Here is a 22416-nt window from a genome sequence, read left to right as displayed (position 1 = left end):
GGCTCCGGTCAGCGCAGCAGCGGGCGCAGCAGTTCGCGGGAGATGATGTGGCGCTGGATCTCCGAGGTGCCTTCCCAGATCCGCTCGATCCGCGCGTTGCGCCAGATCCGCTCCACCGGGCCTTCGTCCATCAGGCCCATGCCGCCGTAGATCTGCACGGCCTCGTCGGCCACCTTGCCCAGCACTTCGCTGGCGAACAGCTTGGCCATGCCGGCCTCGCCATCGGTCATAGTGCCCTGGTCCATTTTCCAGGCGGTGTGCAGGGTCAACAGCTCGGCCGCGCGGATCTGCGTGGCCATGTCGGCCAGCTTGAACGACACTCCCTGGTAGCTGCCGATCGCCTGGCCGAACTGTTTGCGGTCGGCTGCCCATTGCAGCGACGCATCCAGCGCGCGCTGGGCCTGGCCGACGCAGTTGGCGGCGACCATCACTCGGCCTGCGGTCAGCCAGGCGTTGGCCACCTCCCAGCCCTTGCCGACTTCACCGAGCACCTTGCTTGCCGGCACCCGGCAGTCGTCGAAGAACATCTCGTAGGTGTGGTAGCCGCGGTTGCTCACGCATTTCGGGCCACGGCGGATGGTCATGCCCGGGGTGTCGCGGTCGACCAGGAAGGCGGTCACCGCGTTGCGTTTGCGGCCGTTGTGCTCATAGGTGTCGGTGACGGCGAAGACGATGGCGAAGTCGGCGTGCCCGGCATGGCTGATGAAGTGCTTGCTGCCGTTGAGCACGAAGTCGTCGCCCTCGCGCAGGGCGCGGGTCTTGATGGCGTTGGCGTCGGAGCCGGCGCCCGGCTCGGTCAGGGCGAAGCAGTCGATCTTCTCGCCCTGGATGCAGGGCAGCAGGTAATCGTCGATCTGCTGGCCGGTGCAGGCCATGAGGATCTTCGAGGGCCGGGCGACGAACACATGCAGCGCCCAGGAGACTTTCGACAGCTCGCGCTCGATCAGCGCCTGGGACAGGTAGTCGAGGCCGCCGCCGCCCACTTCCTCGGGCATGTTGAAGGCGTAGAAGCCAGCGGCGATGGCCTTGCCGCGGATCTGCGCAGCGAGTTCGGGAGAGACTTCATCGGCGCGGTCCACGGCCTCTTCATGGGGCAGCAGCTCCTTGGCGACGAAGCTGCGTACGGCATCCACCAACATTTCTTGTTCTTGGGTCAGTTGGAAATTCATGGCCTGTTCCTGGGTAACCGGGGGAAAAAGGGAGTGCTTATTTGCCGATGAAGCGTGGCGCGCGTTTTTCGCTGGCGGCGCGCAAGGCTTCGGCGCCGTCTTGGCTGCGCCCGCAGAGCAAGCCGGCGGCCAGTTCGGCGCTGAGCTGTTCGGCCAGGCTGCGCTGGGCACCGTCACGGATCAGGCGCTTGGTCTGGGCATGGGCGAAGGTCGGGCCCTGGGCCAGGCGCGCAGCCAGTTCGGCGGCGGCCGTGGCCAGTTGCTCGTCGGCGACCACTTCACCCACCAGGCCGGCGGCCAGGGCACGCTCAGCGCCCCACAGTTCGTCGAGGAACAGCAGGCGCTTGGCCTGTTCACTGCCGATCAGCCGTGGCAGGTGCCAACTGGCGCCGGCGTCCGGCGAGTAGGCCATGCTGGTGTAGCCGGCCTTGAAGCGGGCCGATTGCGCGGCCAGGCGCAGGTCGCAGCACAGCGACAGGTCCATGCCGGCGCCGACGGCGGTGCCGTTGATGGCGGCGATGGTGGGTTTGTCGAGGCTGTGCAGGCACTGCATCAGGGCGTGGGCGGTTTCGGTCCAGCCGTAGGTTTCCAGTGCGCCACGGGCTTCGGCCTCGGCCCATTCGGCGAGGTCGGCCCCGGCGCAGAAGCTGCGGCCAGTGCCGGTCAGCACCACCACGCGCACGGCCGGGTCGCTGTTGCAGGCTTCCAGGGTGGCGTGCAGGTGTTTGAGGGTCGGGATGTCCAGGGCGTTGCGCTGGTCGGGGCGGTTCAGGGTGATCCAGGCGACGCCGGCTTCAACCTGGATGAGTAGGGACGACGGAGCAGTCATGACGGGCCTCGGATTGTTGTGATTGTGCTGAGGGTGGGTGACTTGAGGCTCATGCTAAACGAGTGTTCAACAAGGAGGCAATTGGGGGAGAAGGCGGTGTTACAACTTCGAACAAGTGGTGGGGAATCAGGGGGAGAACAGGATCGCGTTTTGGCTACAAGGTGCATGGCGACAGGGTTGCGGCGCCTATGAGATCGAGCGCCGCCCGCGCGGCGCTTCGCGGGTAAACCCGCTCCCACAGTTTGTTTCGGGCCAATTACTCCTGTGAAAGTACCGGTGCCTGCCTTGGTGCATGCCTTGAGTCATGTGGGGCGGCGGCAACGCCCACGCTGAAACCGCGTCTTACCAACAAGGCGGACCAGGAGATGGTCCAGGAGAGACTGGCCCGAAACAGACTGTGGGAGCGGGTTTACCCGCGAAGCGCCGCGCGGGCGGCGCTCGATCTGATAGGCGCTGCAAAATCACCGGCGGGCACCTGGTGGCCCTCACCTAATTCGCCGGCGAACACCTACCCCCCTCCTCAAACCACCGGCACTTCCACCGCCACCCCCTGGCGCCTGCGCTGCACCACGAAATACGCCGCATAACACAGCGCAATAAACCCAAAGCCCCAATACAACGAAGGCCGCTGGGTCTCATCCATCGCCATGAACACAAACAGCGAACTGCACAAGGTGATGCACAGCAACGGCACCAGCGGGTACAACGGCGCACGGTACTTGAGCTCGCTCACCTGCCCGCCCTCGCGCAGGAACTGCTGGCGGAAGCGGTACTGCGCCAGGGCAATCACGATCCAGGTCACCGTCCCCGACATGCCGCTCACCGCCATCAGCACCATGAACAAAGTGTCCGCCGCGACGAAGCTGGTCATCAGCGAGATCAGCGCGAAGCACAGGGTGATGAACAGCGCGCGCAGCGGTACGCCACGGCTGCTCAGCGGCGACAGGCTCTTGGGCGCCATGCCGGTCTTGGACATCGCCCAGAGGATACGGGTGGAGGCATACAGCCCCGAGTTGCCCACCGACAGGATCGCGGTGAGGATCACGAAGTTCATCAGGTCCGCCGCATAAGGGATGCCGACCATGTCGAACACCTGCACGAACGGGCTTTCCATCAGCCCGGCCTGCTGCCAGGGCACGATCGCCGACAGCACCACGATGGCCAGCACATAGAAGATCAGCACGCGGAACACCACGTTGCGCACCGCCTGCGGGATGCTCTTTTCCGGCTGGTCGGTTTCACCCGCCGCCACGCCCATGATCTCGCAGCCCTGGAAGGCGTAGACCACGGTCATCATCACCGCGAACACCGCCGACAGGCCGTTGGGGAACAGTGACTCGCCGATCAGGTTGCTCATCATCGGCGCCGGTGCCCCGCTGGTCAGCGGGATGGCGCCGAAGATCACCAGCACCCCGACGATGATGAAGCCGAGAATCGCCGCCACCTTGATGCCGGCAAACCAGTATTCCGCCTCGCCGAAGGCACGGGTCGCCAGCGCGTTGATGCCGAACAGCACCGCAACGAACAGCGCCGACCAGTACCAGATCGGCACCCCTGGGAACCAGCGTTCCATCAGCATGCCGGCGGCGGTGAACTCCAGGCCCACGGTGGTGGCCCAGCTCATCCAGTACACCCAGCCGATCATGAAGCCGGTGGCGGGGCCGATGAATTTCGTCGCATGGGCCTGGAACGAGCCGGACACCGGCATCTGTACCGACAGCTCGCCCAGGCAGACCATCACCAGGTACATCAGGAAACCGGCCACCAGGTAAGCCAGGATCGCGCCCACCGGCCCGCCCTGGTTGATGGTCACGCCCGAGCCCATGAACAGCCCGGTGCCGATCACGCCACCGAGCGAGAGCATGAAGATGTGCCGGCTCTTCAATGCCCGTGTGAGTTGGATACCTTCAGCTTTACGGCCTTTCATTATTGTTATCTCCAATAAGCCTTTAGGGCCGCGTGTGCAGCGGCTGCCCCGATTATTGGAAAGCGATGTAAGGCCCGATTGACCGTAAAGATCGAAGATGTAAAAAGTCGTAAGTTTTTTGTCGCTCAGGCGGCCAAGAGTTCAGCCAGGCTGTGTTCGGCGCGCAGCAGTTGCTCAATCAGCGACGCGGCCATGGCCTGCACCGCGGTTTTATCCCGCGCCAGGGCGTGCGCTTCGAGGCTGCGCAACGTCGCCGCCAACCCGCAAAAGCCCATGGAATCGCTGCTGCCAGCCAGCCGATGGGCCAGGTGAGTCACCTCGGTACAGTCACCCGCCGCGACCGCTTCAAGCAGTGCCTGGCGCTGCTGGTGCAGCGCGTCACGCAGACCGGCCAGCAGGCCTTGCAGCTTCTGCGCGCCGAGCAGGTTGCGGTGGGTATCCAGCAAGTCGTGGTCCAGCCAGGTAGCCGTTGGCGGTTGCTGTTGCTGGTCCTGGCCTGCCAGCGCCTGGCGCAGGTTGGCAAGCTTGAGCGGCTTGCCCAGCACGCCCTGCATGCCGGCATCCAGGTAAGCGCGCACCAGCCCCGGCTGGACACTGGCGGTCAGTGCCAAAATGCGCGTGTCCCGATTGGCGGTATCGCCCGCACGCACCTGTCGGCACAGCGCCACGCCGCTGATACCCGGCAGGTGCACATCCAGCAGCAGCAGGTCGAAGCGCCGCTGTGCGCACAGTTCAAGCCCCTGCTCGGCATCCTCGGCCAGCCACACCCGGTGGCCGTCACGCTCCAGCAACCCGCGCACCACCTCACGGTTAAGCGCCACGTCCTCCACCACCAGAATGTCCAGGGGCGCCGTGCTTGCAACGGCGGCCGGCAGCGCCTCGGCCTGCTGCACGGCCTCAAGGTCGAGCTCGAACCAGAAGCAACTGCCCTCCCCCTCGCGGCTACGCACGCCGATCTGCCCGCCCATCTGCTCGACCAGGTGCTTGCTGATTGCCAGCCCCAGGCCCGTGCCGCCATAACGCCGCGCCACCGCCTCGCTGGCCTGGACGAAGCGGTCGAAGATCTTCGGCTGCATCGCCTCGCAGATACCGATGCCATCGTCGCTGACACTCAGCCGCAGGTGCTGGCACCCGGCCTGCTCTCGCAGCACCTCTACCTCGACCAGGATCTCGCCGCCCTCGGTGAACTTGATCGCATTGGCCAGCAGGTTGCTCAGCACCTGGCGCAGGTACTGCTCGGCACCGCGCTGGTGCGTGGCCAATCGTGGGTCGATGCGGCACAGCACCAGGCTGTCGTTGGCCAGGGCCCGGGGTTCGAGCAGCGTCAGCACTTCGTCGCACAACTGGCGCAGGGCGAAGCCCACGGTTTCCGGGTGGCTTTCGCCTTCTTCGAGCCTGGCGAAATACAGCACTTCGTTGAGGATGCCCAGCAGCCCTTCGCCGGCCTTGTACAGCGCCTCCAGGCGCTTGCGATCCTGCGCCGCCAACCCGGCGTCGCGCAGCAGTTCGGCCATGCCGAGGATGCCGTTGAGCGGCGTACGCAGTTCGTGGCTCATGGTGGCGAGGAAGCGCGACTTGGCCAGGTTGGCCGCCTCGGCGTCGTCCTTGGCGCGCAGCAGGCTGGCGGTGCGCCGCTCGACCTGCTTCTGCAGTTCGTCGCGGTTGTCCTGCAGGGCCAGGCGATCGGTCTCGCGGCGCTCGATATCGCTGAGGATCGCCCGGCGCATATCGTCCAGCGCCAGTGCCACGCTGTCGATCTCGTCCGGGTACGCTGAGCGGCGCTTGTTCAGGCGCAGCGGTTCATGCCACTGCCCGGCACCGATGCGTCGGGCGAAGTCGGCCATCACCTGCAAGTGGCGGGTCACCAGCCGATAGAACAGCCCCGACAGCGCAAGCGCCAGCCCGCAGAGGAACACGCTCATCCACAGCAGGCTGGTCAGGCCGGTGGTGAACAGGCGGCGGTGCACCGCGCCAAGGTCGATGCTCACCTCAAGCTCGCCCAGATGGCGCACAGGCCCGGAAGGCGGCTGGAAATCCAGGGCAAAGCGCTCGACCCGCAGCGGCCCCGTTGGCGCCGGATCCCCTTGCTGCAAGGTGAAATCGTCGCTGTTCAGGCGCACCCGCGCCACATCGGAGAAGTCCACCAGCCCACGCAGCTGCACGTTCAGCTGCTCCTGGTTCAGGTCCCACAGGCTGCGCTCGAGGCTGGCCAGGTAACCGGCACGAATCAGCTCCATGCGCCCATCGATGTCGCGCATTTCGCGGCGGTACTCGAAGTACAGCTGCACACTGCTGGCCAGCACCGTGAAGCACAGGCTGAACAGCAGGATGAACAGCAGCAGCCGACGCAGCAGGCCACCCGGTTGCAGGCGGGTCATGGCTGCCTGACCATGTCGCGGTAAGTGACCTCGCTTTCATGCAGCCAGCGTTCCAGTTCGCCGGCTTCGGTCATTTTCTGCAACTGCTCGTCGATCTCGTTCATGTGCTCACTCAAGGGCGAGTGGCGCGACACCGCCACGCGCAGGTAGTCGACACTCAGCGCAGGCCCCAGCGCGACGATGTCCCGGGCACCGGGCAGGTGCTCGACGAACAACTGACCGGTGCGCCGCTCCTGGATCACGAAGTCGATGCGCCCGCGCATCAGCTTGCCGAAGTTCTGCCCGCTGTCCGATACCCACTCGATGTTCTGGTGCCGCGCCACGAAACGGTCGAAGTCGGCGCCGTAGCTTTCGCCGAACAGCAGCCCGCCACGGTACCGGGCCAGGTCTTCGAGGCTTGAAAACTTCAGCGGCCGCTGGCGATTGGCAAACACCGCCACCTCTTCGCGCAGCACCGGCACCGTGGAAAAGCGCATGGCCTGGGCGCGTTGCTGCGAGGCGTAGGCCAGTACCACGTCCACCCGCCCTTCTGCGGCGTCCAGCAGGCACCGCTGCCAGTTGCCCAGCACCACCATCTCGACCCGGTAGCCCAGCCGCCCGAACAGCTCGCGCACCACCGTCGGCGCCAGGCCGCGCGGTTGCTTGCCATCGCTCCAGGACACCGGCGGGTAGACCGGGTAATCGCAGTAACGGACGACCTCGGCGGCCTGCAATGCGCCGCTCAGCAGCACCAACAGCAGGCCGAACAGGCGCCGGATCACGCGGCCACGCTAGCGGTGAACAGGTAGCCGGCGCCGTGGATGGTGATGATCAGCTCGGGTTCGGCGGGGTCGTCGTGCAGCTTGCGCCGCAGGCGCCCGACCAGCACGTCGATGGAACGGTCGTTGGGCACCCACTCGCGGTTGCGGATCTGGTCCATCAACTGGTCGCGGCTCAGCGTGTGGCCGCTGTTGCGCAGGAACACGCTGAGCAGCTGGAACTCACCGTGGGTCAGCAGGGTTTCGCCACCTTGCGCATCGATCAGGCGGCGGCGGTCGCAGTCCAGTGCCCACTCTCCGAACTGCTTGAGGGCCGCAGATGCCTGGGTGGCGGGCCGCGTGCCCTGGGCGTGGCGCACGCGGCGGATCAGGTTCTTGGCCCGCGACACCAGCTCGCGGGGGTTGAGCGGCTTGCTCACGTAGTCGTCAGCGCCGCATTCCAGGCCGACAATGCGGTCGATGTCGTCGTTGCGGCCGGTGATCAGGATGATCCCCACCTCCGAACGCACCCGCAGTTCGCGGGTCAGGGTCAGGCCGTCCTTGCCGGGCAGGCGGATATCCAGCATCACCAGCTCCACCGGCTGCTCGGCCAGCAGCGCCTCGGCCTGTTCCGCGGTGGCGGCGCAGTGGACGGTATAGCCTTCCTGGGACAGGTAGGCCTGGAGCAAATCACGAATCAGCGGATCGTCGTCGACGATCAGTACCCGAGAGGTCATTGCGTTTGGTCCTGAGTCGCCCGTGGGCGTGTTTCTTATTAGAGTGGGCCAAGACTAGCGATTGCTGAACGGTCGATCAACAGCCCTCGGCGGGCAGGGTGAAGCGTTGCCGACCGCCGGCTTGCAGGCCGTCGACCCAGGCTTCGCAGATCTGCACGCCCTGGGCCGGGGTGAAGGTGCCAGGGTTCAGGCCCGACTCCAGCCACAGGCCGTCCAGCAACGCGCTCAGGCTGATGGCGGCCAGGTCGGCATCGAAGCGCTGCCACCCCTCCTCCCGTGCCAGCTCGCTGAGCAGGCTGCGCAGTTCGCGGCGGTATTCGCCGTAGGAGTGGTCGTGCACCTGGTTGATCGCCTCGGCGGTTTTCACCGCGCCCCAGAAGGCCAGCCAGGCGTCGAGCAGTTGCGGGTCGAGCAGTTCGGCGCTGAACGAGCCACGAAAGAACGCCGACAGGCGCTCACGGGCGTTGGGCGCGACCTGGTCCATGGCCTCGCGCAGCAGCTGCATCACCCGGCCGGTGACGGCCATGTAGGCTTCGGCGACCAGTTCGTCCTTGCCGGAATAGTGATGGCTGATCAGGCCGACCGACACGCCGGCCTCGGCGGAGATCTTGCGGATCGAGGCGCCCTGGAAGCCATGGCGTTTCAGGCAGGCCAGGGTGGCCTCGACCAGATTGGCCTTGCGCAGTTCGGGCAGCATGCGGCTGAAGCGGGCTTCCTGGGACATGGGTGGGTCTCGTGGCGGGATATGCAGTTGAACGACTGTATAGCAAGTCGCGTCACTGGTGATAGCTCATGCTCAGAGACTGATGTTAGCGCCACCCGCCTTAACCTGGATGCCGACATACATCATCAGGGGAAATCGGGGAAAACCTCTATTTCATTCGTACTCGCCGGGCCTCAAAAACTCCGTCAATCGCATCGAGGCTATCCTGGAAGAGTTCAGGGGCAGGATCGTGGATAGGCAGCTCCTGCCTGGCGTTGGTCGCAGAAAAAACAACACCGGCGCGGGGCCGGCGTCGGAGAAATGTGGAGTCACTGCGCATGGAGTGAATGACCACGCTGCATGCTTTCAAGTAGTTGGTGAACAACTAAAATAATTAACGTGGAATGTCGCTCAGATGACTCCGTGTAAGTGATTTCTTCAATCCTATTTTCAGCATCGCACAGCAAAGACCTAAGCCATCGTTCCTCATATGCGACAATTTCCTGCTCTGCCTTGTACAAAGCAGCTTGTAGGTCGCATGCAGACAATTCTCCGCTCAGAAATAAAGCGCACGCACGCTCAACAGCCTCAACCGCCTTAGGGTATAACCACTCATTCATTCGCTAGCCCTACGAAGAATAGTAACCACAAGCTTTCCAAAATTTTCAGTTACCGCCCCTACATTTCCATTCCAGTAAACCGTCCGAGGAACCCCATCAACAACGATTAGGAATGACTACCCTCAAGTTCTCGCCTAAACGAGTCCAACAAATTTGACCAGTTCTTCAAAAGCTGATCTTCACCCTCTAAAGAAGGATCTGCCGCCGGCATATACCGGACAATAGAAGCAACAGACTCCGGATAATCAAAATCCGCATATAGCTCTTCAACAACTCCCAACGGATCCTGATATTCACCCCTATTAATAAAGACCCACAAGAAAATCAGAAACATCCAGGCCTTCGCTGAAGCCTTGTCATCTCGCACATCCTTAGCCGCAAGACGAATAACGCACTCCCGAATATTATCAACCTCATCACCAGCCAGGCAGGCCAACTCATACTGATCCGCAGTGGACTCAGCAGAAAGCCTTTTGAGAGCATATTCAACAACCCCTTTCGGGGTTAAATAACCACGATCCAATCCGTACTTAATCTCCCCCCAACTCAACCAAGGCGCTTCTGAGAAGCAAAACCCACCTTCTAAGATTATATGCATACCTGACCTCTTACCTTGGCAACCTAGATGGAACTTGGTTGGGCGTACCCGTAATTCTTCCGGCAGGGATAAACCTCTGATGAGTCAACTCACCCTTCGAGTTGACGAGCCACTCAAATATTCCCTGTTTTCCATCCGCAGCCCCTTCCATCTGGGTAAGATTGTACGACTTTCCATCCCCACCACGAATAGTGAAAAGCCTACCGCTCTCTGGAATCTGGTCAATTACAAAGCTGGGGGCACGATGAAGAGGGTCGTCTTTAAGTGCACTTCCGACAGGTTGTGCATTTCTTATCTCCTGAGCTGCGTAATCTGCTCGCAGCCTCTCAAAAAGAGCCACGTTCGATGCAGAGTCTGGTGCTTTTGCACCAACCACTCTAACGCCATCTTTGGTCTTCGAGAAGTACTCCAGTGCTTTTTCAACCTGAACAGCACCAACCGATATTGGAGTGCCAGCGGGCCTTGGGCGTGGGCCTTCCGTCCCAACCGAACCAACGCCTATCACAACCATCCCAATCCGATCCAGCGTCGGGGACCACTCCCCCGCGACATCGCTCAGCTTCTTGTAATTGGCCAGCGCACTTCCAATCAGGTCCAGCTTGTACTCTTGGCAGGTTGTCGTAGCGCACGTCATCGCCAGCAGGGTATCCAGTCCCGCAGCAATCTGCCCCATCTTGTCCCTTGCCAGCATAGGCCCGGAGACGCCCTCTACAGACTTGTCGTTGTAGATGCTTTCTTCTGCATATTTTTCTTTAATCCAGCTATCCCGCTGGCAAGCCTCATCGCTGCCACAAGATTCCATGCTTCTTTCGAACGATTTCGCATCACCGTGATCAAGGTGGTTGTACTGCGTAGCAGTCCCCGCCACCCAAGCCCCAGTCTGCAGCGCCGCCTCGTCCCCACCTTGAGCGGCGGCCGCCAGCACCCCGATCACCTGCGAGTTCATCGTCAGCAAGCGTTTCTTCTGCTCGGGGTCCATCTTGCCGTACCACTGCGACAGGCTGCCAACCAGCGCTTCGTTCACCCCAGCGGCCAGAGCACCCGTCTTGAAATCACCGCCCGCCGCTTCCGCCGCCAAGCCTCCCATGATGGCGTGCAGGCCGATCTTGGCGACGCTGCCCTCCTTCAGGTTCCACTTGTCAGGACTGGTCTGGTCACCCACCCAGTTGAAGCCTGCGGCGGCGAAGGTGTTGGCAAGACTGCTGCGCAAGGCATCACTGAACGAGCTGTCGCCGCCTAAGGCACGATCGAGCACGGTAGAGGTGCCGTTCTGCAGCAACTGATTGCCCGCGAAGCGGCCTATGCCTTCCAGTTTGGAGAGGCTTTCGGTAGTGACTACTTTTCCGCCGTTCTCCAGTGCCCCGGCCGGACCTGTTTTAGTCCCCATCCAATCGTCGAACAGCCCAGCGGTAAGGCCGGCTGTAATCCCGGAAACAAGATAACCGCGCAGGGCATCGCTCGATGTCAGGTCCTTGAATACCGCTCCCAGGTCGCCCTGGTTGTTGATGGTGCTGATCGCCGCGCTGCTGGCCGCCGAACTGACCACAGCGGTAGTCGCGGCGCTGGCTGCCGTACCGATGGTGGTGGCTGTCGTGGTGCTGATGCCGGCGGCACCGGCAACACTGCTAGCGGAAGACCCGACACTGGTGGCCAAACCACTCACCGCGCCTGCGGTGAAGTACGCCACCACAATGGCGATGATCATCGCCGACGCAGCACCCAGCCCCGAATTGCTGTACTTGAAGGAGTCGTGCACTTCCTTCACCTGCCGCCAATCCACATCCCCACGCTGTTCGGCGGCCTTGATCCAGGCCAGCTGCGGATCGGCCGCGACCATTGCATCGATGGTCTGGCTGACCGTCTGCTGGTCTACCTGCCTGAGGTCGATGCACTTGTCAGAGGTCGATCAGGCTACCCAATGGGTACTACCCCCCTGCCGATGGCCCGCCGGCGACAAGCCGGGCTCCTTTTGTGCGCGGATGCGTGCCTCATGTTTGCTGGCCAAAGCCACGAGAATGGCCAGGTGATGAGAATCGAGACGATCAATGCCCAGGGTTCGACGACTCCAACACAGGTGGTTCACTTCACTTTCTTTCACAAGACGGCTGGAGGTAATCTCCAGCCGCTTTTGTCCGCATCTACCTGTCCCACGAGGTCAATTACTGCCCACTTTTTTCTCGCAATAGAGGCAAGGCTCTACACCATAATTGCCTCAACGAAATATTCAGGGTTTCCGCAGCTACAGTCCGCCCTATAAATACTATTGATGCAGCGAGCGAGTGAGATTGCGGAACTTTTTCCGCATCTCTGGCGCCCAGTATAGTCGTGCACGACGGACGGCTTAAGCTATTTTTAGCAGTTCTTCGACCATAAACCTGTCGACTTCCCTGAAGACTACTTCTATTTCGCGCCCTTCGTCATCAACCCAATCAAGTACGGAGTCACGCAAAACCTCAAGATATACCTGGAGATCCTTTTTTGGTAATCCTGGAAGAGCCGCATGCACAAGGACGATTTTTTGGCAGGGAATCCAACTGAGATCTCTCAAGCAGTCATATAAGGCATTCCAGTTAAATCCAAAATACCCTGGCAACCAAAGTAAATAATACAGCGCCTCTATCAACTCCTCTGCATTCCCAATGGCAGGGTCAATCCGCACATAAAAGACCTCAGCCGCGTCATATGAAGGCGGGATATCCACAAACGTGAATGGCAACATCTTCGAGCGGCCTCAATTTTTATCTGGATGAAGGTGTTTTAATGATCGGCTGTGTAATACATTTCGCCACCTTTTCCTACGACGACTCGCTGAGGCCCGGGCCCTGCAACACCCGGCGTAGGATGAACATATTCAGTGTAGTAACCGGCTGGCTTCTGCGGCAAATCCGATGCACGACTCTGGAATATAGAACCATCGTTTCGATGCGGGAAAGATCCACCTGATTTTATTCGATCTAAGTTTGGACCAAGATCTACTGCACCTTGAAAAATTTGTCCAGCTTTTTGATCAACGACCTTAATACCATCGATGAAACGAGTGGCGGCTTTCGCACCATTTAACTATTTACTTTTCGTTTCGCCTGAATACCCATATACCATCATCATCAATTGGCTCAGGAGCATCCAGCCTGAAAGTTCGAGCGCACACCTTAAAGCTTTCTTCATAATCAGCAAGCACCTCAGTCTCAACACAAGACGCCGACTCGATATCACGCTCCTCAACTTCCCCATCAAAGTAAAACCTAATATCCAATGCTTCGCCCGACACGGAAAAAACAACAGCTCGTAGTTTTTTTGAGACTTCACCCAGAAGAGCTCTTTGCAAACTGAGGCGAGCCATCACAACGGGGTTATCAATAACTGTTCCCATTTTTTAAGGCCTCGCTGGCACAATGTGAATGCCATCTTTAGAGTAATGGATTATCCCATTGGTAGTCGGCATCGACACGCCGGCACCGTCTATATATGTCCCTATCGCCCCACCAAAATCAACCCTTTCTTTCGAGCCTGGCATACCGACTGGAATATTTCCGACTTGCTGCCCAGTTCCGGCGCTTTCAGCAAGCTTGCGAGGGTCAGCTGTCAAGATGCTGCGGCCTGGAGTGTAAGAGTTATGACCAGGAAAATGTTTCTCCTGAGCACTCCATTTAACTGCAGGCACTTCTTTTGCACCAACAACCACGCCCCCGTCACCTACTCCCCCCCGCAGGCCCTGTCCTTCCACCACCCTGGCCGACTGAAGGCTTCGGCGTTCGCCCGCCACCACCCGTCGCCACACCCAGCAACACCCGGCCGAGCCCTTGCTTAAACTGGGACTCTTGGCTCAATGCAAACGCAATCTCCAGCATTGCTGTTTCATTGCTCTGTCCAACGACAAAGCCAATGACGGCGCCGATCGCAGCCTTACCACCCTTCTTTAATGCTTTAACCTTTTCCTGCAATCTTAATTATTTTCTATCTGCCTTACCGGATCCCAATCATTAGGTTTGAGCTGATGCTTACTCCAACATTGCATCCCCTCAGATATCCACTTTTTTCTTAACTCAGAATGAGCGACTGTCGAATCATCGTACCCAAACTCCGCCCCGCAACACGGGCAAATATTATACGAAGCACATCCAAAACCATCATACGCGGGCTCATCGAGACCCTGGCAAAAGCATACTGGACAAATATGTATATGATCATTGCTGGGCATTAAAATAATCCTGGCCTGCAATCAATTTCGGAAGCAACGTTTCACACACCTGAGGCGATTGCTTTAAGATTTTTCGCAACGTCTTATTTCGCTCCCAATTGTGCCCACGAACCTTTAGGATCTGTAGCCAAGTCAGAAACACTGCGCATGACTTTATCGCCGGCTCAAGAGATTGGGAAAGCTGTTTCCCCCGGAACTCCCGGACATAGATACCCTCCGCCAGGAGCATCCCTCAGCAAACATGCTGCGTCCTTTGATTGCCTACCAAATTGATAATTGAGCCGGCGCTTGGAGTCACCTTTGCACCAACCAACTATCAGCCATGGGTAGTACTCAGCCTCATAGCTGCGCCCTAATTATTTTTGTAAAATCTTGGCGACTGCTTGCCCCTCAGCTATATGCAGAAGCTTCGCCTCGTACGAGGTGAAACCCGAGCCCGGTGGGTAATCGCTATTGTACGTAGCCTGACACTCACCGTCTCACACACTGATTTTCGCCTTCAACTCTTCGGAGATTGGCAGTTCGTCGATATCAGTGTGCCTCATTTTGTCCGGCTCCGGACAAATTATTGGTCCAGCCAAATACTCACATGCTAGTCGCAACCTGATCATGGTAATTATTTCCAAAAGCTGACAGGATTAGCTCGAACCACAAAGCCATTTGAGCCCATCCTGATTGCAATGTTCTGCTCGACGCCATTATGCGTGATGCGATAAACATTGGCGGAGCCATCGGTGCCAACAATTTCTTCCACGCTCACGAGCATTAATTACCAAAACTGGGACCTAATCACGCAAATCACCTTAAAGAATATGCCATTTTGCTTCAGGAGCATGAATACCAACGCAATACCTTTCATGCATCCTTGCAACTACACACTTTAAAGCTCTGACGGAACTTCGTACCTATCAACAAAATAGACATCCAAGACACCACAGTCAGGATAAATCCATTTACTCCAGTTAGACATCACCCACTTTTTACTCACCCCCCCCTCTACAGAGGAGCACTCCCTAGGCAGATAGACCAGAATCAACCCAGCCTTATATCCGGACGTCACAATTAACCCATAAGGCCTGTCTTCAGATTGATTGTCAAACACCATAAAATCAACAAATCTCTCATACGGGCATTTACCTGGAACCCTAAAAATATTTCCATGCCAAATAGATTCACCATGAAAATCAACCAACTTAATTTTTGTAGCCATATTATTTCACCCTTAAATCATGGCCGCCAGATGCATCCGGGGATTTTGTTTGCACAAAATCAAAGTTAACCTCCCCCAAATGCCTACCATTCTTAGAATTAACAACCTCAAAGCGCCCGTGCTGAGTATCTAGAGCATATAACCTCCCATCCCTTGCCTTGTATATATCGCGCCCATTTATTTTTGACAATTTATTGTCCTTTGTCATTCCATTTTTCTCCATTACGCTAGCTGCCGCAGCTTTGATATGGGCAACCCTTTCCCCGGGTGGCAAGGTAGATATGCTCTTTTCAAACTGAGCGACTGTCTGATTTCCTGGCAAAGTACCTTTTGGACCAACAAGCGCCCCCCCGTCACCTGCTCCCCCCGTGGGCCCTGTCTTTCCACCACCCTGACTGACTGAAGGCTTCGGCGTTCGCCCACCACCACCCGTCGCCACACCCAGCAACACCTGGCCGAGCCCTTGCTTAAACTCGGACTCTTGGCTCAATGCAGACGCAATCTCCTGCATCGCAGTTTCATTGCTCTGTCCAACGACAAAGCCAATGACAACGGCAACCTCGACCTTGCCCTCCTTCTTTAATGCTTTGACTTTTTCCTGCAACAAGGGTTGGTCTGCAAGCAATTTCGTGAGCAACACGTCACACAGCTCAGGCGATTGCCTGCAGGTCTCTCGCAACGTCTTATTGCGCTCTTCATCGAGCTGAGCGTACTCCTCCCTGATACCCTCTTTGCATTGCTGATCCGGGCACTCGTCCTGGCGCTTCAGCATCTCCTCCACTTCCTCGTGGAGCAGATAGTTGTACTGCGTAGCCGTCCCCGCCACCCAAGCCCCAGTCTGCAGCGCCGCCTCGTCCCCACCTTGAGCGGCGGCCGTGAGCACCCCGATCACCTGCGAGTTCATCGTCAGCAAGCGTTTCTTCTGCTCGGGGTCCATCGTGCCGTACCACTGCGACAGGCTGCCAACCAGCGCTTCGTTCACCCCAGCGGCCAGCGCCCCCGTCTTGAAATCACCGCCCGCCGCTTCTGCCGCCAAGCCTCCCATGATGGCGTGCAGGCCGATCTTGGCGACGCTGCCCTCCTTCAGGTCCCACCTGTCAGGACTAGTCTGGTCACCCACCCAGTTGAAGCCTGCGGCGGCGAAGGTATTGGCAAGACTGCTGCGCAAGGCATCACTGAACGAACTGTCGCCGCCCAAGGCACGATCGAGCACGGTAGAGGTGCCGTTCTGCAGCAACTGGTTGCCCGCGAAGCGGCCTATGCCTTCCAGTTTGGAGAGGCTTTCGGTAGTGACTACTTTTCCGCCGTTCTCCAGTGCCCCGGCCGGACCTGTTTTAGTCCCCATCCAATCGTCGAACAGCCCAGCGGTAAGGCCGGCTGTAATCCCGGAAACAAGATAACCGCGCAGGGCATCGCTCGAAGTCAGGTCTTTGAATACCGCCCCCAGGTCGCCCTGGTTGTTGATGGTGCTGATCGCCGCGCTGCTGGCCGCCGAACTGACCACAGCGGTAGTCGCGGCGCTGGCTGCCGTACCAATGGTGGTGGCTGTCGTGGTGCTGATGCCGGCGGCACCGGCAACACTGGTGGCGGAAGACCCGACACTGGTGGCCAAACCACTCACCGCGCCTGCGGTGAAGTACGCCACCACGATGGCGATGATCATCGCCGACGCAGCACCCAGTCCCGAATTGCTGTACTTGAAGGAGTCGTGAACTTCCTTCACCTGCCGCCAATCCACATCCCCACGCTGTTCGGCGGCCTTGATCCAGGCCAACTGCGGATCGGCCGCGACCATTGCATCGATGGTCTGGCTGACCGTCTGCTGGTCAACCTGCCTGAGGTCGATGCGCAGCCCTTCGACCGCCTTGATGGTGATGCTGCCGGCCGCCTGCATCTGCGTCTGACGCAACGTTTCGTTCGTGTGGCCTTTACCGCTGGCCGAACTCCAGAACGCGTTGTTGTTGGTCTTGGTGTGGCTTTCGTCATGCAGGTCTTTCACGCCTTCAAAGACGATTTCACCACCGCTGTCCAAGGTCAGGTCGCCACCGCTTTTGAGCTGTGCCACCTGATAACGCTGGTCACCGCCACTGGTCAGCGAAACATCGCCACCCGCCTTGACCTGGCTGCCGACATGGGTCACCTGGGTGACTTCGTCGCGCTTGAGCTTCAAGGCACCGAAGCCACCCTTCTCCTGCATGTCGTACAGGGTGTGGTCGGTGTTCTGCTGCGCCAGCAACTGCAGGTTTTTGCCCGCCTTCAGCGCCAAGTCGTCGCCAGCGGTGAGGTTGCTGGAGACCACGGTCACATCGCGCTTGGCGTCGACGGTAAGTTTGCCGCCGGCACTGAACTCGCTGGCTGCCTGACGGGTATGGCTGTCTTCCTCGTTGATGCGTTTCTTGCCCTGCTTGGTGCGGGCCTCGACGCTGTCTTCATCCGTGGCCGAGCCCAGGTACAGGTCACGGCCGGCGCTCACGGTCAGGTCCTCGCCAGCCCTTGCCGTACTGGCAACAACGTTGATGTCACGCCCCGACTCGATCGTCAGGCCACCTCCACTGCTCACGCTGGAGCCAAGGTTGTTGACCTGGGTGGTCACGCTGTACTTGTGACCACCGTTGCGGCTGACATGGATCTCGCTGCTGTCGGCCACCGACAGCAGGTTGATGTCACGCCCTGCCTTGAGCGTGGCATCGCCCACACTGATGATCTGGCTCTTGTTGGTCAGGTCCCGGCCAGCGTTCAGGCTCAACTTGCCGGTCGCGCTGATGCCGGCGCCATCGTCGAGCACGGTTCGATAGCCGGAGCCTTCCCCGACCAGAATCGCCGTACGATCGTTGACGATATCGCCGCTCAGCGCGGTCAGGCTGACGTTCTGGCCACGAATATCACCGGCCATTGCGTTGCGAATGCTGTCCTGGGCCAGCATCGACAGGTTTCTGCCAGCCTCGACCAGGCCGCCTTGATAGATGCTGCTACCCGCCACCACGCTCAGGTCGTTGCTGGCCCGCAGTACGCCGACGCTGACCAGGTTGTTGCCGCTCAGCACATTCACATCGCGGCCTTGCACCAGGCTGCCACCACGAATATCACGCGAGTCGACCTTGGCCAGGTAGAGCACCGGGGCCAGGACCTTCTCGCCCTCGACCTCGCGTTCCTCCATCCAGACGATGTCATGGGTGAGCGCCGCCACCTGCGCAGCACTCAGCTTCACCCCCATGGTCAGCCCAAGCTGGTCCTTCGAGGCAATGGCGTTGTCCATCAGGTAGCGGAACTGTTCGTACTCGCTGGTCAGGCCATTGGCCAGAAAGCGCTGCCCGGTCTGCGCCAGAACGGCATCGCTCACCAGGCGCGTCTCGTAACCACCATCGCCCAGGCGCCGCCAGGCCTGCTGCGTATCAAAGCCGCCCAATTGATCCAGCAGGTAGTCCGAACTGAAGAAATTCTTCAGGTTGGTCAACTGCGGGTTGGTCTCGATCAGGTAACGGCCCTGCGGGTTACGCGCCTGGGTGAACATGCCGTAGTCGCCCTGCGGCAGGCGGAACGTCGGCAGTGCCGTCGGGTCCACCGCAACGAACGGCGAGCCGCTGAAATCAGCCGGCACGAAGCTGACCTCCACACTGCCATCGGCGCCGACCTGCTCGACCCGCGTCACATCCTTCGGGGGCTGTGGGGCTGGGCTGCTCGGATTGATCGCAATCTCGATACCGCCGACTCTGGAGGCGGTGGTCTGGTCATCGCCCAGGCTCCCCGTCAATTGCGCCAGGGTGTTATCGACCAGGCTGCCGTTCTGAATGTTCTTGGCAACAGTCAGGTTTACCTGGCCACCGGCCTGGATGGTCGCGGCGTAAACGGTATTGCCGTTCGGGCTCCAGGTGGTGACGTCGCTCATGCTGCTGAAGCGGTCATCGGCAGAGCGACTGATCAGCTCGTTGAAACCCGCCTCGTCGAAACGACCGCCCGCTACTGCGGCGTTGAACGCGGGGACGTCGACGAACTCCATCTGGTCCCAGTACCCGGTCGCGATCCTTCCGGGTGTGCCACGCTGGATGATCTGGATGCCTGAACGGGAAACGGCACCCTGGTTGAGCAGGCTGTCGGCGATCAGGGTCATGTCGCCGTTGGCCGCCATCAGGCTGTAGCGGTTTTCGATGTGCTGGGCGTCTACCGTCAGGCCTTTACCTGCCACCAGCCGCGCCGACGGCGAGTTCTTGGTCGGTGTCTCGTCGAGTACCTTGGTGATGGTGATGGTGCCGCGCTTGAACGAATCCCCACCACCGCAGTGCTGCCCACACACCCAGGACAGGCTCCCGGACACCAGCCCCTTGCCCAGCTTGAACTCGGCTTTGGCGTTGGTCAGCTCGATGGCCTTGATGTCGATGTTGCCTGCGCTTTCGACACTGCCGGACAGGTTGCTGAACAGGCTGCCCTTTTCGCCATCCAGGCCGGCGAAGCTGAGGTCACCGCCACTGTAGATATCGCCGTAGTAATTGCTCAAGGTGTCGCCGCGCACACTGAGCCCGGTACCGCTGAACAGCACACTGTCCTGGTCGTTGTAGACACCATCCGCAGCTGTCAGGTGGGCCGACTTCAAGGCGCCGAGGCTGCCTCGGTTGTTGATGCGTGCAGCTTCGATGGTCAAAGCCTGGTCGGCGACCAGGCGGCCAAGGTTGTCCAGCGTGCCTTGCAGGGTCAGTCGGATATCGCCGCCACTGGCCAGGCGCCCGTTGCCCTGGGTGAGATTGATGGCGCCAATGTCGATCAGCTTCAGCGACGAAAGGGTACCGCTGTTGTTCAGGTCGCCAGCAAGCTTGAGGGTCAAGTCACCGTCGGCCACCAGCTCGCCAGCGTTGTCGAGGCTGGCCATGTCGAAGGTCAAGCTACCCGCACTGGCGATTCGCTCGCCCACGGCCAGCGTCAGGCCCTGATGGCTGGTGTAGGTCAGGCCACCGTTGAGCTGCCAATTGCCCGCACCCTCTACCTGGCCAACACGCCAGTCGCCCGTGCCAAGCCCCAGCAATTGACCGCGACTGCTCTGCAACGCCGCCAGGTCAAGAGAGAACACGCCTTGGCCGGCATGCTCGATATGGCCATCGCTGTTGAGCAGGCTCAGGACATCGAGCGTGAAGCCATGGCTGCCGATCGCCACCTTGCCACGGCGGTTGTCCAGCTCATCGTTCAGGACAATTCGGCTGGCGTCACCGCCTAGCGCTCGTAGTTGTCCCCCAACACTGTTGTCCAACCGCTCGCCTTCGACCACCAGACCAGTGGCGGACTCCACCAGGCCTGCGCGGTTGTCGATCCGCTTCACGATCAGTTGAAGGTTGCCCTTGAGGCTGGCGATCAGACCGAGCGTGCCCTCCAGCGCACTGTTGTCCAACGATGCCGCCGTTACCTCTACACTGGCACCCTTGATGCTGCCGCCCTGATTGTGCAGCTCGCCCTCATCCCCCATGCGCAGTACCAGCGCACCGTCTTCGGCAAGCAAGGCGCCCTGCTGGTTCTGCACTGCTGCTGCAACCAGTTCGAGCCCCCCGCTACCGGTCAGTACCTTGCCCTGCTCGCGGTTATCGATAGCGGCTGCCTGCAGTTTCACCTGGGTGCCCAGTACCTGGCCGCCACGATTGTCGATTTGCCCCTGTTCGGCGGCCAGATGCACCTGCTTGCCCACAACCACGCCGCTGCGGTTGTCGATGTTGGCCGCCTCGATCGCGATGGCGCCAGTGGTGGACTGCAGGCGCCCTCCTTGGTTGTTCAGGTCATCGCTGGCGATTATTTCGAGCTTGCCATTTTCGGCACTGACTCGGCCCTGCAGGCTGTTGTCCAGGCTGGTCAGGTGCGCGGTCAGGTTGTCGGCAATGAGCGCACCGCCCTGGTTGAGCACTTCACCGCCAGTCAGCAGCAGTGAGGTACCGGCAAGTACCTTGCCTTCGCGGTTATCCAGCTGTTCCTGCGCATGCACGGTCGCAGTACCGCCGCTGGCAGTGATCGATCCCTTGCGGTTGTCGATGCGCGCGGCCGAAACGTCGACTTCGCTGGCCGCAAGGCTGGCACCCTGGTTATCCAGGGTTTGTGTGGCACCGACGTCTATCTTGCGGCTGGCGATCACGCTGCCACGGTTGGTCACCTGATCAGCGGTTAGCGTCACATCCCCGGTGGCATTGCGGCTGCCATCGAGGTTGACGCCAGCATCGATGCTACCGCCGTTGCTCAACCGGCCACCGCTTTCAAGGCGAATGCTGTCATGGGCCGCCAGGCTCTGTTGGCTGTCGAGATCCCCCTGAGCCTTGATCGTCAGGTCGCGGCCCGCATAGACCGGGCCATCGAGCTGAACGCTATCGGCGTTGACCTTGACCGCGCCGCTGGAAACCGCCTGAGCCATTGTGAGCTTGCCGTTGGCATCGATCTGGATGTCCCCGGCGCTGGTGGCCATGTTGCCCGCCAGACGCACGCCTACACCCTTTTCCGTACCCACCAGGCGAATGGCGCCGGCATACATCCCGCCCAGCGCCGAGCTGTCGATGGCCAGCTCCGGCGCCTGGCTGCCGTCAGCGGCTCGGGCGACAGCAGTGAGGTCATCGGCCTTGACATCATTGCGCCCGGTGATGACGTTCAGCTTCTTGGCGTGGATCTCTGCGTTGATCCGGGCGCTGCGGGTAATCACGTCGAACTGCTCGACCTTGCCCGCCCGGTACCCATTGCCCTCGAAGTTGACGCTGCCACCGTCGACCTGGAAGCGCTCGACACGGCCTTTCTCGATCACAGGCTTGCCCGTAGTGAGCGTCACCCGTGGGGTGTTGATGAAACCGCAGCCGTTGCAGGTGATGCCATAGGGGTTGGCGACGATCACATGCGCCGACTGCCCCGCCACTTCGGTATAGCCACGCAGTTGGCTGGGGCTGTTACCGGTGACTTCGTTGAGAATGACCGACGCAGCCCCGCCTTTCAGGTTGGGGTTGCCCAGGATGATCCCGCCCAACTCGGTGGGCTGGGTTCGGTTAGGGGCATTGTTGAGGATCAGTCCCTGACTGCCGACGTTGTAGTCCTGGAACTGGTTGTGTGACAGCCCGCTGCCATTGGGCGCGGCAATGTTGACGATGGGCACGCCATTACCCGCCTGCCCAAGCGTCGTGCCTGGAGCGCTGACTACCAGCCCCTCGGCCTGCACCAGCAACGGCTGCCAGAACATGGCATTCGCCAGAATGAACGCCAGCCAACGCTTGGGCAGGCCAAGGAAGTGCTCACGGCGTCTCAGGGCAGCGGAAGGCTGGCGTGCAAGGAAGGCGAGCTGGCGAACGTCCATGGTCGAGAATCTC

The 22416-nt window shown here is 60.2% G+C and carries 15 protein-coding genes; all 15 read right to left on the bottom strand.

Annotation, left to right across the window (positions count from 1 at the left end; genetic code table 11):
- Positions 1-8: 8 nt before the first annotated feature.
- A complete protein-coding gene (locus tag ACO6VM_RS12720) occupies positions 9-1169 on the bottom strand; it encodes an acyl-CoA dehydrogenase family protein (RefSeq protein WP_401058985.1) in 1161 nt (386 codons plus the stop codon).
- Between the two features lie 37 nt (positions 1170-1206).
- Positions 1207-1998 carry an enoyl-CoA hydratase/isomerase family protein gene (locus tag ACO6VM_RS12715; RefSeq protein ID WP_401058987.1) on the bottom strand — a complete coding sequence of 264 codons (792 nt, stop codon included), beginning with the start codon at positions 1996-1998 and terminating at the stop codon, positions 1207-1209.
- Positions 1999-2518: 520 nt separating this feature from the next.
- Entirely contained in the window at positions 2519-3925 is a 1407-nt protein-coding gene (locus tag ACO6VM_RS12710) for an amino acid permease (RefSeq protein WP_422403360.1), read from the bottom strand.
- A gap of 125 nt (positions 3926-4050) precedes the next feature.
- A complete protein-coding gene (locus tag ACO6VM_RS12705; protein ID WP_422403359.1) occupies positions 4051-6303 on the bottom strand; it encodes an ATP-binding protein in 2253 nt (750 codons plus the stop codon).
- Positions 6300-7061, bottom strand: a complete 762-nt coding sequence (locus ACO6VM_RS12700; RefSeq protein ID WP_422403366.1) for a substrate-binding periplasmic protein — start codon at positions 7059-7061, stop codon at positions 6300-6302. Before ACO6VM_RS12700 ends, ACO6VM_RS12705 begins: the two co-directional genes overlap by 4 nt.
- A complete protein-coding gene (locus ACO6VM_RS12695) occupies positions 7061-7777 on the bottom strand; it encodes a response regulator (RefSeq protein ID WP_232884501.1) in 717 nt (238 codons plus the stop codon). Before ACO6VM_RS12695 ends, ACO6VM_RS12700 begins: the two co-directional genes overlap by 1 nt.
- A 76-nt stretch (positions 7778-7853) precedes the next feature.
- A complete protein-coding gene (locus ACO6VM_RS12690) occupies positions 7854-8501 on the bottom strand; it encodes a TetR family transcriptional regulator C-terminal domain-containing protein (protein WP_110992864.1) in 648 nt (215 codons plus the stop codon).
- Positions 8502-9206: 705 nt separating this feature from the next.
- Complete coding sequence (locus tag ACO6VM_RS12685; protein WP_422403358.1) at positions 9207-9698, bottom strand: DUF2247 family protein; 492 nt, start codon at positions 9696-9698, stop codon at positions 9207-9209.
- 10 nt (positions 9699-9708) lie between these two features.
- Positions 9709-11454: a DUF637 domain-containing protein gene (locus ACO6VM_RS12680; protein WP_422403357.1), complete on the bottom strand. Its 1746-nt coding sequence runs from the start codon at positions 11452-11454 to the stop codon at positions 9709-9711.
- 585 nt (positions 11455-12039) lie between these two features.
- Positions 12040-12417 carry a barstar family protein gene (locus ACO6VM_RS12675; RefSeq protein ID WP_422403356.1) on the bottom strand — a complete coding sequence of 126 codons (378 nt, stop codon included), beginning with the start codon at positions 12415-12417 and terminating at the stop codon, positions 12040-12042.
- A gap of 38 nt (positions 12418-12455) precedes the next feature.
- Positions 12456-12647, bottom strand: a complete 192-nt coding sequence (locus tag ACO6VM_RS12670) for a ribonuclease domain-containing protein (protein ID WP_422403365.1) — start codon at positions 12645-12647, stop codon at positions 12456-12458.
- A 115-nt stretch (positions 12648-12762) separates the two neighbouring features.
- Positions 12763-13068: a hypothetical protein gene (locus ACO6VM_RS12665; protein WP_422403355.1), complete on the bottom strand. Its 306-nt coding sequence runs from the start codon at positions 13066-13068 to the stop codon at positions 12763-12765.
- Between the two features lie 3 nt (positions 13069-13071).
- Complete coding sequence (locus ACO6VM_RS12660; protein WP_422403364.1) at positions 13072-13359, bottom strand: polymorphic toxin type 50 domain-containing protein; 288 nt, start codon at positions 13357-13359, stop codon at positions 13072-13074.
- 1417 nt (positions 13360-14776) lie between these two features.
- Positions 14777-15106 (bottom strand): Imm45 family immunity protein, encoded by a 330-nt coding sequence (gene imm45 / locus ACO6VM_RS12655; protein ID WP_422403354.1) that lies wholly within the window; start codon positions 15104-15106, stop codon positions 14777-14779.
- A gap of 1 nt (position 15107) precedes the next feature.
- Entirely contained in the window at positions 15108-22403 is a 7296-nt protein-coding gene (locus ACO6VM_RS12650) for a DUF637 domain-containing protein (RefSeq protein WP_422403353.1), read from the bottom strand.
- Positions 22404-22416: the final 13 nt, after the last annotated feature.

It is taken from the genome of Pseudomonas sp. GZD-209 (genome assembly GCF_049310485.1).
In the GTDB taxonomy this organism is placed as follows: domain Bacteria; phylum Pseudomonadota; class Gammaproteobacteria; order Pseudomonadales; family Pseudomonadaceae; genus Aquipseudomonas; species Aquipseudomonas sichuanensis.
Note: the sequence above shows the minus strand (reverse complement) of the source record. Positions and strands in the feature narration are given on the sequence as shown.